This window comes from Bartonella sp. OT172YNZD (assembly GCF_042193725.1).
GTDB classification, from domain to species: domain Bacteria; phylum Pseudomonadota; class Alphaproteobacteria; order Rhizobiales; family Rhizobiaceae; genus Bartonella; species Bartonella grahamii_A.
In genome coordinates this window covers 92,348-109,855 of sequence record NZ_JBHILZ010000004.1, presented here as the reverse complement: position 1 = coordinate 109,855, position 17,508 = coordinate 92,348, and the positions used below count along the sequence as shown (strand labels likewise).

General features: G+C 35.4%; 12 protein-coding genes and 1 tRNA gene. 6 read left to right on the top strand and 7 right to left on the bottom strand.

Features of this window, described 5'->3' with window-relative positions; translation table 11 throughout:
* Positions 1-246 precede the first annotated feature (246 nt).
* Complete coding sequence (gene carA / locus ACFIJS_RS02800) at positions 247-1,443, bottom strand: glutamine-hydrolyzing carbamoyl-phosphate synthase small subunit (RefSeq protein ID WP_375649726.1); 1,197 nt, start codon at positions 1,441-1,443, stop codon at positions 247-249.
* Between the two features lie 257 nt (positions 1,444-1,700).
* Here carA and ACFIJS_RS02795 point away from each other — a divergent pair, with 257 nt between their 5' ends.
* On the top strand, positions 1,701-2,153 hold the full coding sequence (locus ACFIJS_RS02795; protein WP_375649723.1) for a GatB/YqeY domain-containing protein: 453 nt from the start codon (positions 1,701-1,703) through the stop codon (positions 2,151-2,153).
* 678 nt (positions 2,154-2,831) lie between these two features.
* Here ACFIJS_RS02795 and ubiC read toward each other — a convergent pair.
* The 4 genes from ubiC to ACFIJS_RS02775 all read right to left on the bottom strand — a co-directional run bounded on the left by ubiC (position 2,832) and on the right by ACFIJS_RS02775 (position 8,610).
* Entirely contained in the window at positions 2,832-3,341 is a 510-nt protein-coding gene (gene ubiC, locus ACFIJS_RS02790; protein ID WP_375649721.1) for a chorismate lyase, read from the bottom strand.
* Between the two features lie 1,170 nt (positions 3,342-4,511).
* Complete coding sequence (locus ACFIJS_RS02785; protein WP_375649719.1) at positions 4,512-4,763, bottom strand: GlsB/YeaQ/YmgE family stress response membrane protein; 252 nt, start codon at positions 4,761-4,763, stop codon at positions 4,512-4,514.
* Between the two features lie 867 nt (positions 4,764-5,630).
* Entirely contained in the window at positions 5,631-7,322 is a 1,692-nt protein-coding gene (locus ACFIJS_RS02780; RefSeq protein WP_375649717.1) for a Na/Pi cotransporter family protein, read from the bottom strand.
* Between the two features lie 70 nt (positions 7,323-7,392).
* On the bottom strand, positions 7,393-8,610 hold the full coding sequence (locus ACFIJS_RS02775) for a mechanosensitive ion channel family protein (RefSeq protein ID WP_375649714.1): 1,218 nt from the start codon (positions 8,608-8,610) through the stop codon (positions 7,393-7,395).
* A gap of 135 nt (positions 8,611-8,745) precedes the next feature.
* Here ACFIJS_RS02775 and dnaG point away from each other — a divergent pair, with 135 nt between their 5' ends.
* From dnaG to ACFIJS_RS02760, 3 genes are all read left to right on the top strand, one after another.
* Positions 8,746-10,683, top strand: a complete 1,938-nt coding sequence (gene dnaG, locus ACFIJS_RS02770; RefSeq protein ID WP_375649712.1) for a DNA primase — start codon at positions 8,746-8,748, stop codon at positions 10,681-10,683.
* Between the two features lie 352 nt (positions 10,684-11,035).
* The gene (rpoD, locus tag ACFIJS_RS02765) at positions 11,036-13,045 is read left to right on the top strand and encodes an RNA polymerase sigma factor RpoD (protein WP_375649710.1); all 2,010 of its coding nucleotides are present in this window, start codon (positions 11,036-11,038) and stop codon (positions 13,043-13,045) included.
* 487 nt (positions 13,046-13,532) lie between these two features.
* The gene (locus ACFIJS_RS02760) at positions 13,533-13,994 is read left to right on the top strand and encodes a YcgN family cysteine cluster protein (RefSeq protein ID WP_375649707.1); all 462 of its coding nucleotides are present in this window, start codon (positions 13,533-13,535) and stop codon (positions 13,992-13,994) included.
* A 27-nt stretch (positions 13,995-14,021) separates the two neighbouring features.
* Here ACFIJS_RS02760 and ACFIJS_RS02755 read toward each other — a convergent pair whose 3' ends face one another.
* Positions 14,022-14,765, bottom strand: coding sequence for an SIMPL domain-containing protein (locus ACFIJS_RS02755; protein WP_375649705.1), 744 nt, complete (start codon positions 14,763-14,765; stop codon positions 14,022-14,024).
* 168 nt (positions 14,766-14,933) lie between these two features.
* On the opposite strand from ACFIJS_RS02755, the gene ACFIJS_RS02750 reads away from it, so the two are divergent.
* Together ACFIJS_RS02750 and ACFIJS_RS02745 are read left to right on the top strand one after the other, a co-directional pair.
* Positions 14,934-15,010, top strand: a tRNA-Ile gene (locus tag ACFIJS_RS02750).
* Between the two features lie 1,563 nt (positions 15,011-16,573).
* Positions 16,574-16,756: a hypothetical protein gene (locus ACFIJS_RS02745; RefSeq protein ID WP_375649702.1), complete on the top strand. Its 183-nt coding sequence runs from the start codon at positions 16,574-16,576 to the stop codon at positions 16,754-16,756.
* Here ACFIJS_RS02745 and ACFIJS_RS02740 read toward each other — a convergent pair.
* Positions 16,680-16,994: a helix-turn-helix domain-containing protein gene (locus ACFIJS_RS02740; RefSeq protein WP_007347852.1), complete on the bottom strand. Its 315-nt coding sequence runs from the start codon at positions 16,992-16,994 to the stop codon at positions 16,680-16,682. The genes ACFIJS_RS02745 and ACFIJS_RS02740 overlap by 77 nt on opposite strands.
* Positions 16,995-17,508: the final 514 nt, after the last annotated feature.

The following is a 17,508-nucleotide window of genomic DNA, read 5'->3' as shown; positions in this document are numbered from 1 at the left end:
ACTCTTTTTAAAAATGGTCTTATCGGCACACTTATTTTACTTGGGGGGGAAGCCAATGATTTTGATGGATACAATCCTAAGAGGAGAGGAATGAGAAAAATTTAAGCTATTCAGTACTCTCATTTTAGTTGCAAAATGATAAATAATAACACTTATTCAATAAGTTGTAGGTATAAAATAATATAATTGTGCATAGGAAGATGATATAATTTAAAGGAGAGAAGCTAGAAGGTGAGGCATTTTATTTTAAGATATTTTTTTATAATTCATAATCAGATCACAGAAATGCTGAAAGAGATAGTGGCTATCTTGTGGTCCAGGAGAAGCTTCGGGGTGATATTGAACAGAAAAAACTGGTTTTCCAATGATTCGAATACCACAGTTTGAACCATCAAAGAGAGAAATATGTGTTTCTTGAACATGTTGTGGTAAAGAGCCAGAATCTACGGCAAAACCGTGATTCATCGATACAATCTCAACTTTTCCAGTGTTGAGGTCTTTAACTGGGTGGTTGGCACCATGATGTCCTTGGTGCATTTTCACGGTTTTTGCACCAACTGTAAGAGCGAGAAGTTGATGACCAAGACATATTCCAAAAATTGGTAAATTATGATCAATTAATGTTTTGATCGTTGGAATGGCATATTGAGCCGTAGCTGCAGGATCTCCTGGTCCATTAGAAAGAAAAACGCCATCAGGGTTCATTGCTAGAATTTCTTTTGCAGTTGTGTGGGCAGGCACAACAGTAATGCGTGCTTTTTGTTTTGCCATAAGGCGAAGAATATTGCGTTTAATACCATAGTCAATTGCAATGATATGAAGATTGTGCACATTGTTTGTACCGTATCCTTTATTCCAACTCCATGGTTTTTCATCCCATTGCATTGATGATTGAGATGTCACGTCTTTCGTAAGGTCAAGATTGACGAGACCGTGCCATTTTTGCGCACGTTTCTTTAAAGAAGGAATATCAAAATTTCCATTAGAATCATGTGCAATGACAGCATTTTGCGTACCTTTTTCACGAATAAGAATTGTGAGCGCACGTGTGTCAATACCACAAAGTGCAATAATTTTACGCGTTTTAAGCCATTGATGAAGATTTTCATTGGCACGATAATTTGAGGGATGTGTAATGTCTGCCTTGAAAATAGCGCCAACAGCACTACGATAATTGAGAGGAGTGAGAGCTTCAATATCTTCACTATTTGCCCCTACATTTCCTATATGAGGAAAAGTAAAATTAACGATTTGTTGTGTGTATGACGGGTCTGTGAGGATTTCTTCATAGCCCGTGATAGCGGTGTTAAAACACACTTCAGCTTCAGCAATACCTGTAGCACCTGCTCCTTTGCCTTCAATAACGGTTCCATCAGCTAAGACTAAGAGGGCTGTAGGTTTTTTGATACTCCAAGGGCTGCTAGGTGAAGTCGTTTGTATCATAGTTGTATCCACAATTTACTCTCAGAAAGGTATAATGATCAACTTTACACAAAAATCATACCTTTAACAGATGCTGTGTATATTATTCTGGTAACGTTTCGTTTGAAATAGGCAGTATAAGTACATTCCATGAAGAGGTAAAGCCTTGTTTTAGCTTTTCGAAGATCGAGTCCTTAATTATTTTTTTATCCTCCATTGCAAGATGGATAAAGATTGGTTAAAAGGCACTTTTTTCTTGAACAAAATTGGATAAATTTATGTTGCGTAACCAGCTTGATGGGGCTCTTAGGGATGCTTTGAAAGCGCAAGATAGTGCGCGTCTTGCTACACTTCGTTTAATGGATGCTGCAGTTAGGGATCGTGATATTCTTTATTATGATCAAGGGAAGCTAGAAGTGGATGATCAGCAGATACAGTCTGTTTTCACTAAAATGCTTCAACAACGTGAAGAATTGATGCGAGTCTATAAAGAGTCTGGTTGCTTGGAATTAGAAGAGAGAGGACAAGCAGAAATAGCAGTTATTCGTGAATTTCTTCCCTATCAACTTAAGGAGATGGAAGTAGAACAGGTTCTTTGTGAAGCTTTGTCACAAACAAAAGCTGAGAAATTACGCGATATCGGTAAGGTGATGGCATGGCTTAAGGAACGGTATGCGGGGCAAATGAATTTTTCTAAAGTGTGCGATAGTCTTCGTAAGAAATTGCAATAGATCTTATTAATTCAAGGGGATTGGAAAATATTTTTTATTGTGCGTCGCCTTTGTAAGTCAGTGGGATGTTGGTAAATGTCATTTATCTTGTACATACATACTATTATCAAAAAATAATTTTTTTTGAAATAAACGAATCTTTTTTGGAGCTCATAGAGCAATAAAATATCTTTTATGTATTATATTTTTCTGTTCTTCAAAGCTGTTAGATCATTTGAAAAACAAAAAAATTACAGATTTTTTACTTTTAAAAAAAAGATCTATTGTCTGCATTGTTAAAAATTTTAAAATAGGATGATTAAGCTAATTGATACAGATTTCCAATTTTTGGGAAGTGTATTGTTCTCTTTTTTGCGGTTTCAAAGCATTTGTTTAATAAAGAGTTGCCGTATTTTTAGAGTGGTGATTATTCGGCAAGAAATTTAAATGTAGATGATTTTATCAATATGGTGTGTATCTTCTTAATTCAAGCGCTGGTTTTAAGGATAAGAAAATCAGAACTTTAAAACGTTTTTTATGGAAGACATTTTTAAGCTGAGTTGTTGAAATGAAAAGATATTTGAAAAGAAGTCTTTGTTTGTAATGTGTTTTGAGATGATTTTGAAATTCTTTTCTCTGATTAAACTTCTTATAAGCTATATAAAATCTATAAATTATGCAGCATAAAATGAGTAACCTCTATTTGTGGGGATACAGTGGGGAATCTGTTAAAAATAGTTCAGTTAGCAACAATGGCTTACCCGTTAACCGCAAACGGGAACGGCGTGCCCATAGCGCACTTTGTTGACCAATATGAATGTAATCGCGGGTTAATTTGTCATTGTTAAATAAATAATGTCCTAGAGGTACAGTTCCCAAATGCATCAAGGCTTGATTGTGTAGGAGGGTTTCTTGTGGAATTACAGTGCGTCCAAGGAGCCAAGGTTTATTATCTCCCATCAATATGATTTCGCGTAGCCAATAACGCGCACTTTCAGGGAGATGCTCTGCTTCTTCTGTTAATTTATCTCGCGTAATAAAACATTCGCGTTGTGGTTGAACTTGGAGGCAGGTACAATATTTCTTTAATCGAAGCGTCATTGAGCCCGATTCCATGAGCCAATTGCGAATGTTTTCTGGTATTGGAGGATTTTGATTAGAGAACCACCTTAGAGGTGGTAAGATAGAATCTTCAAGATCAGACATCATTTTACTCCACATCTAAAGTCTTATTCCATATATTATGTTGGGTGAACTAAATAGATAGCTCTATTGTAATACAAGGAGTATAAAAGCAGCAAGATTGTAACAGGAAGATATCAAAGAGAAAGTTTAAAGCAAAGGTCTTTAAAAGACGATATACGGGAAATATATATTATAGGATCATTTTCATTAAAAAAGCAAAATAAGGTATTATGTTTTATCGAAGGTGCTTTCGGGCAATGCATTATGAAATTTTCTTTATCGCATGAGAGCAATGGGAAAAATGTTTTGTGCTTTAAAATTCGTTTGTAACGCATACAAAGAAGAGATAAAAATTCATCTATGTAATATGTAAGATGATATAAAGAGGAAATTTTAAGAGAAACAAAACTTTATGTTATAATTTAGAAAGTGAAGAGATATTCAACTCTTTTGAATTGAGATGTAAAGGAGATTTTATTCTTTGTAATCAAGAAGTTTATAGTAATGCATATATTTTGGAAAACTTTAAAATATTTTATATTATTGAAATTATAAAAAATTACTTCATATTATAGAATTTGTAGTCTTTTTATAATTAATTTACATTAATATTATTCATATTTATATATTTTTATTATGAAAAATAAATTTAAAATAATATATCATCATTTAAATTTTATATTTATTTTAGATATTCTTTTATTTTACGGCTTAGGAAAAATTTCTTTATCATTTTTTTCTTACCTTCTCTCTATTATTTCTTAAAAATGCAAAAGAGCTCTTCGAGTTTTTCGGTAAAAAGGGTATTGTTGATAGAGTGTATAGGCGTTAAGTGTTATGCGGTAGAATCTTTAATCATTGTTAGTGATTTTTGTAACCTTATGAATTTGTTTTTACAGTGAGATGAGCTGGATTTGTGCACGTGGTACAAAAATAAGTTCGTATTTCGTTAAAATAACGCAACATATCTCTCCTGATATGCATAAGTTTATATAGGTATGAAATGGTGCGTTATAAAGGTCTTTAATGTATTTCGTTTTAAAATACAGTGATGGTGTATGTCAAAAATCGTAGCTTAAGCATCTCACCATTATATCAAAACTGGTAACAACGAATTATAGGGAAATATTTCAACCTTTGCTAGTTGTTTCCCAGTTTTTTATTGAATTCCAAAAGGTATAAAAAACAAATGTTCTATGATCGAATTTTTTGTCCTATCCATATAAGAATACAGGCTCCTATAAAACCTGAAATAAGATAGCCAAGCCAACCAGCAAAACTTACACCTAAAAGACTAAAAAGAAAGCTTGCTAGCGCAGCGCCAATAATCCCTAAGATAATATTTAACAATATTCCTGTTTGGCTTTTCATAATATACTGTGCAGCCCAACCTGCAATCCCGCCGATAATAATAGCTACAATCCAACCTATGGCTGCATTTTCCATGATACCCTCCTTTGCCTGAATTTAAATTGTAACTAGAGTAAATTTTGTAAAAATCAAGGTTTATTCCTTTTTTACCCAGTGAAAACGATATTTCTGTTAAAGATTTTACTTATTATTTTCCTTTATATTGAAATAATATTCACATTTATATCATATTAATAATTAATAAGTGTAAATATATAATACATTTTAATTTATAAATAAATTAATTAATTAAGAAATATGAATAAAAGAAGAAAATATTAGTGAAAATGGTTTGATAAGTCATAAAGTGTATTTATAAGCTTTTTTTAATTTCTCTCTCTTAACTTTTAAAAAACAATTGTGATTAAAGCAATAATTAAAATGGATATTTAAAAGTTTGGAGCTTGCCAATTGATATCAATGATGTTTGAAATGAAATTAAAACTGTTTTGTTGACACGTTATAGAATGGTTGTATAGGTTGAACATCTACCAATCTTGATATAAACGTTGTGTTTTTGTGGGGGTTGCATTCCTTATAAAGTAACTTCTGTTTTCGCTGCTACTGTGAAGCGATTCCCTTTATTACAAGGCGAGTTTAGGTTGGAACCATCATACTCTTGACCTTCTCTTTATGTGTTTAACAGTCTTGGCTTTGAGAGGGTTAGACATTTTTACGTCTTTCTTCAAGAGTTCTATTCTACATGCTGCTTTGTGTTTAATGTGCAAGCAAATGACTTTGAGTAATTCATCATCAATAGATTTTAAATGAAAGAAATTTACGATGAAGCCAGCTCTTTTAAATTGTCAAATAATAAAATATTTTGATTAGATCAATATCTTGACCATATTAAAAATTGAATAATCGATGTGATGTGTTTCTTATTCAAGTTATTTTAAAAGTTTAAGGTTTTTCTGTTTGTTCTTCAGCAGGGTTGCGTAGGCGAGAACTTTGAAGAAGTCCCTGTTCTTCTAAAATGGGGTAGATCATTGAGGTCAAAAGAGAGTTGATTTGTTTGAGGTCACGGACAGTGTCGAGATGAAGACTAGATGATTCCACATTTTTGAGATCCCCTTCACGCAAACGTTTAAAATGTTTTAAACTCATCTCTTTTTCTAAATTTCGTAGTTGATCTTTTTTTTGTACTAATAGGTGTGCAGTGTGTGTATCTCGTGAGACGAGAACGTTAAATGCTATATGCGCGTTGGCTAGTACAATGGCGTGGAAACCAAGGAGATCACTCCAGCCCTCGCTGCTGAATTGTAAACCTTTTTGTTGTTTCTTTTTAACCAGCATCAGCATATTATGAATAATGATATCGCCTGCTTGGTCTAATTTTATACAGGCGCCTAGAAGTTCTTGCGTTTGAAGAGCTTCTTCGTCAGATAACTTTTGTTCCGCTAATCGTGCAAGATAAAGTTTGATAGCGATATGTTTTTTGTCCAATATAGTATTGAGTTGGTTAAGTTCACAAATAATATTGGGATCAGGATTTTCATAAAGCCCCATGATTTTTTCTAGCATGATGTCTACAAGATCACAAATATGAATGACTTCACGCATGACATTCGAGAGAGCGAGAGAGGGGCGTTCAAGAACACTGTCATCAAGAGCTGTTTGATCCGATAAATTGAGCGTTTTATCGGCTTGCGTTTTTTTTGCACTTATATGAACAATTTGAGTGGTTAATTTTAAAACCCATTTTGAAAGCGGTATTCCAGCAAAGAGAATGAAAACATTAAAAATAATGTGGGCGTTGATCACTTGAGTAGAGGCGTTATTGCCAAGCCATGTGATGGGAGGGTGAAAGGAGAGAAATAAGATAAGTACAAGGATTGAACCGGCCCCACGCATGAGTAAATTTCCTAAGGGAACGAGGCGGGTATTAGGAGAGGCGTTGCGCGTTAAAAGTGGTGCTATAAGAGAAGAGCCAAAGTTGACACCAAGAACCATGACAATACAGAGTTGTGTATGGATCAGATCGTAGTTGGCAAAATTGACCAACAAAATGATTCCTGCAATGGATGAATGTAAGAGGTAGGTTAAGCCAGCAGCCAACAAAAAAGTGGAAACAGGATCGGTTGAAAGATAACGAATGATGCTAGGCAAAATTTTGCTTTCACGTAAAGGTTCTGTCGCTGTACTTATCATCTCTAAAGATAAAATCAAAAGACCAATACCGATGACAATACGTCCTATTTGACGCCACTCACGCTTTTCTGTTGTCATGAAGATACAAGTGCCAATTAAAAGACAAAGGGGCACAACAAGTGTGAGATTATAGGTGAGAATTTTAACAACGATTGCTGATCCTAATTCTCCTCCGCGTACAGCCATAAGTCCTGCTACTCCAGAGACAAAACCAGATTCAACGAAAGAACCAACGAGGAGCGTTATTGCTGTAGAGCTTTGTAAAATCATTGCTGTAAAAAGCCCAAAACTTACAGCAAATAATGGTTTTGAAATGACGTGGCACATTTTATATTTAAGTCTGTCACCATAGGCGCGTTCAATTCCTGTGCGCACCATGCGTGTGGCCCAGAGAAGTAAAGAAATAGCGCCGGCAAGATGAAGGAGTACCAATGAACCATTCATGATACTTTACTCTTTCTCTGTTGTTATGAATATGTTTGCTTCAAAATTGATAAATTAAAGTTTATCGTTTTTATTTCGCTTTTGCTTTTAATACTTGATTAAAATCATAACCGCTTGGATTTTGAAAAACCTTTAGACCAAAACAGGGAAGAATGGAATAAAGGTGATCAAAAATATCACCTTGAATTTGTTCATAGTCTATCCAAACAGTGGTGTTCGTAAAGCAATAAATTTCTAAGGGTAAACCATTTTCTGTAGGAGGTAATTGCCGTGCCATAAAGGTCATATTAGGGTTGATGTTTATATGCTGTTGTAGATAAGCAAAAACATAAGCACGAAAAGTTCCAATGTTGGTTAAACGGCGCGTATTAGCTAAGACATCATGATTTTTATCTAATTGAGCGTTCCATTGATCAATTTCTGCTACTTTTTGCGTGAAATAATTTTCTAATAAATTAAATCGGGAAAGATATTTTTGTTCTTCTTTTGTGAGAAAATGAATACTTGATTGATCAATAAAAAGGGAGCGTTTGATGCGTCTTCCACCCGATTCTTGCATTCCACGCCAATTTTTAAAAGGGTCGGTCACAAGTTTACGGATAGGAACTGAGGTGATGGTGTTGTCGAAATTTTGAACTTTAACAGTATGCAGGGCAATTTCAATAACATCACCATCGGCACCGAGATTAGGAATTTCAATCCAATCACCAACGCGAACCATATCAGTGGATGAAATTTGAATACCGGCAACGAGAGAAAGAAGCGTATCTTGAAAAATTAACATTAGAACCGCGGCCATTGCACCAAGACCGGAGAAGAGAATAAGAGGAGAGCGGTCAATCAATGTAGCGACCATTAAAACTGTCGCAACAGCAAAAAGTGCAATTTTAGCAATTTGAATATAACCTTTTATTGGTTTTAACCGTGCTGTTGGTCGTTGTTCGTAGAGGATGTTAATGACATTGAGACAGGCAGAAATTGTCAGAACAACAAAAAAGATAATGAAGGCGTTAGCAACATTACCGATGACAGTACTGAATGCATTGGGCAATGTTGGTATAAAATTAACACCAACTGAAATAATAAAGGCTGAAATGATATTCGCTATGTATTGAATAGCATTATTAATATCGATCGTTGTATTTTGGGGGAGAAAAGAAGAGAGTTTTTTTGCTCCGTGAATAAGTAATTTTCGCCCTAGAAAGTTGACTAAAAGGGCAACTATAGTAAGAATAACAAGCCAAGAAATAGCCTCTAACCACGGATATTGAACAATAAATTCGATCACTTTTTCACTCTCCATTTCTAAAATTATATGCAGTTGAGAGTTTAAAATTTTACAACTGCTTAAGAGGAAGTATTGGAATTATGCTCTAAAGTCGTTAAATATGCAAAAAAGAATTTTCAAACTCTGTGAGAGATAATGCGTTTTCCGCCCGATTTCCTTAATGAGCTGCGTACGAGACTCCCAATTTCAACAGTGATTGGTCAACGGGTGGATTTTGATCCTCGAAAAAGTAAGCCTTCTCGGGGAGACTTTTGGTGTTGTTGTCCATTTCATGGTGAAAAAACGCCAAGTTTTCATTGTGATGATCGTAAAGGGCGCTATTATTGTTTTGGTTGTGGTGTCAGTGGAGATATTTTTACCTTTTTGTGTGAGCTTGATGGATTGCACTTTTCAGAAAGTGTAGAGCGTTTGGCTGATTTTGCGGGAATGAAACTTCCTATTTTGGATTCACAAAGTCATAAACGTCAACTGCAAAAGGCTGGCCTTTATGATGTGATGAAAATTGCTACAGATTTTTTTCAATATAATTTACGCGATAAAGGAGGTGAGCAAGCACGTCATTATTTGGGTGCACGTGGTGTTACACCAGAGCTCGTAGAGCGTTTCCGCATTGGTTTTGCACCGGTAAGGCGTACAGCTTTGAAAGAAGCTTTGAGTACACGGGGCATTTCAATAAAGCAAATGGAAGAATGTGGACTTCTCACAGTACATGAGGAGAGTGCGAATTCTTATGACCGATTTAGAAATCGCATTATGTTTCCTATCGAAGATTTGCACGGACGTGTGGTGGCTTTCGGAGGACGTGCATTAGAGAAAGAGACGCGAGCAAAATATCTCAACAGCCCTGAAACAGTGCTGTTTCATAAAGGAAGTATACTTTATAACGCGGCAGCGGCTCGCAAAAATAGTCGCTTTGTTAGCGATGAAAAAATTCATTTACTCCTTGTTGTTGAGGGGTATATGGATGTCATTGCATTGACTAAAGCTGGTTTTGAAGGAGTCGTAGCGCCCTTAGGGACAGCATTAACGGAAGCGCAAATTGAGCTTTTATGGCAGATGGGGAAGGAGCCTATTTTGTGTTTTGATGGTGATGATGCTGGTTTAAAAGCTGCTTTTCGTGTTGCTGATCGTGTGTTGCCTCTTTTAAAGGCTGGGGTTTGTGTACGCTTTGTTTTGTTGCCACAAGGAAAAGATCCTGATGAAATTGTTTGTGCTGGTGGAGCACAACTTTTTTCTTCTTTTTTGCAAAAAGCAATTCCTTTGAGTGAGCTTTTATGGTGGCGATCTACCTATGGAAAGCATTTTGAAACTCCAGAAGAACGAGCAGCGCTAGAAAAACAACTAAAACAACAAATTTTTACGATTAAGGATGAAGATGTCCGTCGTTATTATTTGCAAGATGTAAAAAAACGCCTTTTTGATTTTTTTCGTCCCTTTTTTTCGAAAAAAAAGGGGGAAGGGCGATATGATCAATCTTCACCAAATAGGATATTTAAAGATCAATCCTTTTCTCTGTTAGCACATTCTGAAATAGTACGAAATTCTTCGCAATCTATTCCTTTGCGTGAAGCAGTGATTTTACTCACGTTAGCTTACTATCCTGAGTTGTGGTATGAAAATTTTGAAATTCTTTCTGAGTTAGAATTAAAAAATACTCAATTGATGTGCTTTCATCAAGCTATGTTGGAAATTCTTGGGAATCAACAGCTTCATGATAAGGAGACAATGGTTGCGCTCTTAGAAAAAAGAGGGCAAAAGGCTCTGTTAGAGCGTATGAAACATCTTGTGCAAAATATTGGTATGCGTATTATCTTTGGTGGAGCCCCTATAGAGGATGCACGTGCGATATTAAAACAAGCTGTCTACTTGCATCTTCAAGAACACCACCTACATAAGAGATTACAGGATATTAAAGAGCAACTTGTAGAAAATCCTAAGAGTGAGGTTTTTGATCTGCTTCGTGAGATAAAAAATGAGCTGGAGCAGATGCAGGCAACAGAAGCGTTAATTGAAGGGTTTGGAAGTTGGTTGGATGAAAAAATAGACGGGAATACGCAAGATGCGATAAAATGATTCGCTTTTTTAATGCGAATCAGTCACTTAAATTTTAGATGAGGAAGTTTATGGGAGTGACATTTTCATAAAGATGGCAATTAGATTTTAGGAAAAGCGGGAAATTGGTTCTTACGATAGGGTACAGAGATTATCTCAGAAGGGCTGAGAGGTGTCGGGGAAACTTCTGGAGTTTTCCCGCGTTTTTGTCTGGATGTCAAGGCGTATACAAAATGTATTCTTTCCAATAGTAATCTCTTAAAAGGAAGTATATATGAGAAACTGTTGGTAGATTTTAGTGAGAACAAAAAAACTGGTCACATGGAAACTATGGTTACATGGAAACTGTGAAGTGATCAAGTGGAGTTATGGTATGGCAACAAAGGTTAAACAGAAAGATAATGCAGAAGTAACAAGCCAAGCGAGTTTGGATGGTCCTCTTCTTGATTTTTCTGATGATGCCATCAAGAAAATGATTAAACTTGCCAAAAAAAATGGTTACGTAACAATGGATGAACTCAATGCAGTTCTTCCTTCTGACGAGGTTACATCTGAACAAATTGAAGATATCTTGGCGATGTTCTCTGAGATGGGGGTTAATGTTGTGGATGATGAGGATGAAGTTGAGTCTGAAAATTATGAAGAAGAAGTTACGGTAGAGGGTGGTGATTTAGTAGAAGCCTCTAGCCACGCAATTGCAACGACAACGAATAAACGCGAAGTAACAGATCGTACGGATGATCCGGTGCGTATGTATTTGCGTGAGATGGGAGCTGTTGAGCTTCTTTCGCGGGAAGGCGAAATTGCTATTGCTAAGCGTATTGAGGCAGGGCGTGAGACAATGATTGCGGGACTTTGTGAGAGTCCTCTGACTTTTCAGGCTCTTATTATCTGGCGGGACGAGTTAAAAGAACAGCGTATTCTTCTTCGTGAAATTATTGATCTTGAAACGACTTATGCTGGTCCAGAAGCAAAGCAAGCTCCTGTTATTGAGCGAAGTGAAGTTAATAAGACAGAAGAAGAAAAAATGGGTATACGTAATATGGGGGAGAGCGCAGGAGAGAGAAACATTGAAGACGATGATGAAGAAGACGATGACGATGTTAACTTATCGCTTGCTGCAATGGAAAATGAACTTTGTCCTCAAGTTATGGAAACATTGGATTTTATTGCTCAAACCTATGTGAAATTACGAAAATTACAAGATCAGCATGTTGAAAGCAGTTTGGCAGAGCGTAAGGAGGGGGCCCTTACATCTTCTCAGAAAAAGAAATATACTCAATTAAAGGGTGAGTTGATTCAAGCAGTAAAATCTCTTTCTTTAAATCAAAATCGTATCGAAGCTTTGGTTGAACAGCTTTATGACATCAATAAGAGATTGATTCATAATGAAGGTAAGCTGAAACGGATTGCCAATAGTTATGGCATTGGCCATGAGGATTTTTTAAAAGAATACCAAGGGCGTGAATTGGACGCAGATTGGATGAATTATATTGCTGCTTTGCCTACTCCTGGTTGGAAAGAATTTTCGATGCGTGAAGCAAAAGAAATCCAAAAACTGCGAAGTGAGATACAGAATCTTGCGCAAGAAACGGCTATTTCGATTGGTGAATTTCGTCGGATTGTTATGCAGGTGCAGAAAGGTGAACGCGAATCAACAATTGCGAAAAAAGAGATGGTAGAATCTAATTTGCGTCTTGTTATTTCAATTGCAAAAAAATACACTAATCGTGGTTTGCAGTTTCTTGATCTTATTCAAGAGGGTAATATCGGTTTGATGAAGGCTGTGGATAAGTTTGAATATCGGCGTGGCTACAAGTTTTCAACTTATGCAACATGGTGGATTCGTCAGGCTATTACACGTTCAATTGCTGATCAGGCACGTACTATTCGTATCCCTGTTCATATGATTGAAACAATTAATAAAATCGTTCGTACTTCGCGTCAGATTCTCCATGAAATTGGACGAGAACCAACACCAGAAGAATTATCTAGCAAGCTTTCTATGCCGTTAGAAAAAGTACGAAAAGTTCTTAAAATTGCAAAAGAACCTATTTCACTCGAAACGCCTGTTGGTGATGAAGATGATTCCCATTTGGGTGATTTTATTGAGGATAGGAATGCGTTATTACCAATTGATGCAGCAATCCAAGCTAATCTGCGAGATACGACAACACGCGTTCTTGCTTCATTAACACCGCGGGAAGAACGTGTTTTGCGGATGCGTTTTGGAATAGGGATGAATACAGATCACACATTGGAAGAAGTAGGACAACAATTTTCAGTTACAAGAGAGCGTATTCGTCAGATTGAAGCAAAGGCACTTCGTAAATTGAAACATCCTAGCCGTTCACGAAAATTGCGCAGTTTTCTCGATTCTTAAATAAAGGAATTCTTGTGCATTTTAATAAGTTCCTCTTTCTTCTTAAATGAAGGGGGAGGTGCATTACGTTGTACTTGTATGCTTTCTTAAGAACATGTGGGAATAATTTGAATAATCTAGAAAGTTTACGATGTTTAATGTTTTTCTTAGCTTTTAGAATTTTGTATTTCTCTTTCTGAAAATAACAGATGTAGGGCAAAGACTGGTGTGTAGTCATTTGAAAAAATAAACGATAAAACATTATCTTGCGTGTAGCGGCTCGTTTTTTAAGAAATGGGATCTATTAAGCATAGACTTATATTGCCACATACGGACTTTTTGATGAGAAATGTATATTCGTTGCGGAATTTTTCTATCATTTTAGGTGATGCATTTTATTTTTTGTCAGTTTATAAAGGGATGTTTCAATAGATATAGATAAAATTATAGAAATTAAACGTTTCATTTTTTATAGATCGTCTTAATTAAAAAAGGTGTGTCTGAGTTTATGAGTGGAGAACTTCTTTTTTGGAAAGTAAAAAAATTAGAAGAGATTTCCATTTCTGAATGGGAGAGCCTTTGTGATGGCTGTGGCCGTTGTTGTCTCCATAAAGTTGAGGACGATGATACGGGTGCCCTTTATACAACCAGTATTGCTTGTCGTCTTTTAGATGGGGAAACCTGCAGGTGTCGAGATTATGCTCATCGTAAATCAATTGTACCAGATTGTATATCGCTAGACATTACGACAGTTAAAACAGCGCGTTGGCTTCCAGAAAGTTGTGCTTATAGATTAATTTATGAGGGGAAAGATCTTCATTGGTGGCATCCATTGGTATCAGGAGATTGTCAGACGGTACATACAGCGCGTATTTCTGCACGCGGTCAGATAGAGGTTTACGAAGACGAATCATTATCTGAGGAAGATTATCTTCACCACATTACTGGTCTTCTCTGTGAAGGCCAGTAATGTGATTTTTATACAACAGTTGGTGACTTAATCGATTGCAAAGACGACAGTGACGCTCACATTATAATTTAATTCACCACCTGCAAAATTTGTATTTGCGTAGCTTGCATCTGCTGCTTTACTCATGAGACGTGGTGTTGGGTGATAGTAATCATCCGTTTCAGTGATTTCAATAATTTTTCCTAATTTCAAATCGGCTGCTTGCGCTATTGTTTGCGCTTTTTCAATGGCTTCAGTAATGGCTTTTTTACGTGCTTCTTGATAAAATGGCTTTGTATCTGCGTTGGTAAAAGTAATGCCGTTAACTGAATTAACACCTAGTGTCATCGCTTGATCAAAGATTTTACCAGCATTGGTAAGATCACGAATGCGCACGGTTAAAGAATTTGAAACATGATAGAGTTTTTCATTATTCTTTTTTTCGTGGTGTTTATCAGAGGTCGACTGATAAATGGATAAGCCTGATGTTTGTAAATCATTTGCTTGTATGCCATTGTTTTTAAAAGCTTTTATAATATCATTGATGGATTGATTATTGGAAGCTAATGCCTTTTGGGCAGTTTTGTCATAGGTCACAACGGCTAGATTAATAATTGCCATATCCGGTGCAGCTTGACTTTCTCCGATTGCAGTCACTGTAATCGTTGCATTTTTCATTTTATTTTCTTCAGCATAAGCACATACAGTCAATGATGTGGCTAAGAGTGTAAATGCTAATATAATTGCTTTAACCAGAGAACCCTTCAGTGGTTGAATTTTCTTTTCTATCATATCTATACCTTTATATTTGTTAGTTAACTATTCTCTCATTTTTAAGAGTTCTTGTAAAGAAATTAGGGCGCTGAAAAAAAACAATAGAAAAGAGAAAAAGATGAATTATAATCTTTGTTAGCTCTTGTATCATAGGGCATTTTAGTTTAGAGAGAAACAACCTATGTGGGGCCTGTAGCTCAATTGGTTAGAGCCAGCGGCTCATAACCGCTTGGTTGGGGGTTCGAGTCCCTCCGGGCCCACCAATAGGGAAATGGCCAATAGAAAAATGGATAGCTTATATAAAAGTTTTGGGATTCTACCTTTTCCGTTTTTTTATTTATTTTCCTGTTCGTTCTAAAATCCTTTGTCATTGTTTGTTGCTGTTTTTTACTTTTTCTGTATGATGTTCTTCATAAATAGAAGGCTCAAGGCTTCATTGGATAAGTTTATTTATGCTTATTCTGCAAATAAACAGATCTCAATAGGACCAATTTTAAAGATTGTACCTGTTTAGAACAAATGGCTCAAAAAACATTTAGTTTAAATTTACTTTTTTCTGAGTGATGTTAATGTCTTTTAGACGTTCGAATAGCATTATCGTGATGAAAGGTTGTATATAAGAGAATGTGATCCATGGGTTTTCATATATATGATGGGGTCAACGATGATAACATTTGTTGATATTTTCTTTTTCCCAAGAGAGGAGTTCTATTTGATTTTTGAGACATATTGTTTATAGTGACGGTGGCGTGTTTTCTGAAAAGAATTTCATCAATTGTTCTTTGAAAAGTCAATTGAGTGATTGTTTCTATCGCTTTGCATCATCCAGATTTTATTGTAATAAGCATTTTATTACTCTGTAAGAAATGTTTTCTATGATATTAGAAAATTCGTTAAAATGCTATTTTCTGTCTTTATGTATTTTTGCTTAATGCTCAAATTATAGAGTTTTCATGTCATCCGAATTATTATTGAAGAACAGACGTCTTTTTTGATTTTACTCTCATAAGAGATTGGCAATATTTCGGTAAATCTAACACTTTTTTGTATTGCTAACATTTTTCTTGTATTGATTGTGTAGAGAGTTTTATCTTTGTTATGAGTTTTCTTTCTTGTGAAAAATTATTGGCAGAGAGGATGTTTTTTTGGGAAAAGTACACTTCTTCTTCAAAATCATACTTTAAAAATATAATTCTTCATTTACATAAGAAAATTTGTCTCTTGTTGTAAATCTGCATACAATTTACATACAAGATTATGTATGGTGATTCGTTTTATTTTTTAAGAGTATCATTTTTGCTTATGATAGAGACTTATATTAGTATTTACAAGGTGTGTTTAGAGGGGAGGTTCCCCTATAAACGTGTTACAGAGTTTTAGGTAGTGTGACTCTGTTTATAAGAATTTATTCCTATAACATTGTTATATTCTTGCTTTGCAATATTGTTTAAAAAACATAGATGGTGCTATGTAGAATAAAATTGTGATATGTTTTTTTCAAAAAAGCTTTTTCGTGTTCTCTTATATAGAGTTCAGGGGTGTCTTCAGGGATATTTTCACATTAGTTTGTTATTGGTCCGAATCACAAGATATGCGTAACATTATTCGCGTTTTTGATAGATCATACCAATTTTTATAAGAAGGTTTGGATCGTGTGATACTTTCTGTTTCACCATGGTACATGACTAATAGAACTTCATCTGATTTTGTAAAATAAGTTTGTACACAATTGCTTCCATACTGCCTATTGCAAATATTTTTTTCTAAGGTATGAGATATATTTAAACGCTTTAGCGTTATATAGTTTGACTACATGGAGTATGACTATGAAGAATGATAAAAAATTTGAAACAACTTTATCTGATATTATTGTGAAATGGGAGTCGTTATCGACGTCTCAAAAGCAAGCGATATTGGATAGAGTAGAAAATTCTACAGATTCTGCTCATTCAACAGAACGTTTAAGGCTTCAATCTTCTTTTTATCTCCAGACGAAATCAAAGTTATGAGTTTTAAGTCTTCATCGGAGATGTTGAAACCAGTTATTACATATATGGCACTAGCATTTCCTAGTGTGTTCAAAATAGCCATGAGTTTATCTACTGAAGGCCTCTTTCCTCCATTTATCATTTGTTGGACGTAATTTTGTCCACAGCCTGCAGCTCTGCTTATTTCAATCATTGTTCGTCCGTCACTTTTTATCAATTCAACTAAACGTTGGAACCAATCTTTTTCAGTCTTTGTCATTTTTAGACCTTTACATATTTACGCTATAGCGTTAATATTGCGTTGCGAATCCAGAATATATGATACAAGGAGCGTGAAAATATCCATGTGTAGCTCTTCGCTAATGAAGCATATAGAGTTGTTTTTAACTAATAACAAAATGTCCCCATACACTTTCAGATTCGAATCAATAAAAAATGGTTGCTTAGTTCCACGGTTGTGAAAAAATAAATGTGTATACCAGAAACGGCGATACACACTCGTATGTTTATGAGATTTCACTGTGATAGTATACGTAGCAGCATTATAAATCAAGATATACCCCAACATCAGAATTTGTAAAAAAATTCTGCGTTGAGGTGGTGTGTGAGTATAACGAAGCTTTAGAGCCTTAAGAGATAGGATAATGGCTGTAGAAAAAATGTAAATTCATGGGCAAAGAATACTGATTTCTCCTTTATTGTAATAAATTAGATCACTATCAGATGGTGTATCGTATATATGCGTTAAAAAATTTGGGAAATATCAAAAAAGT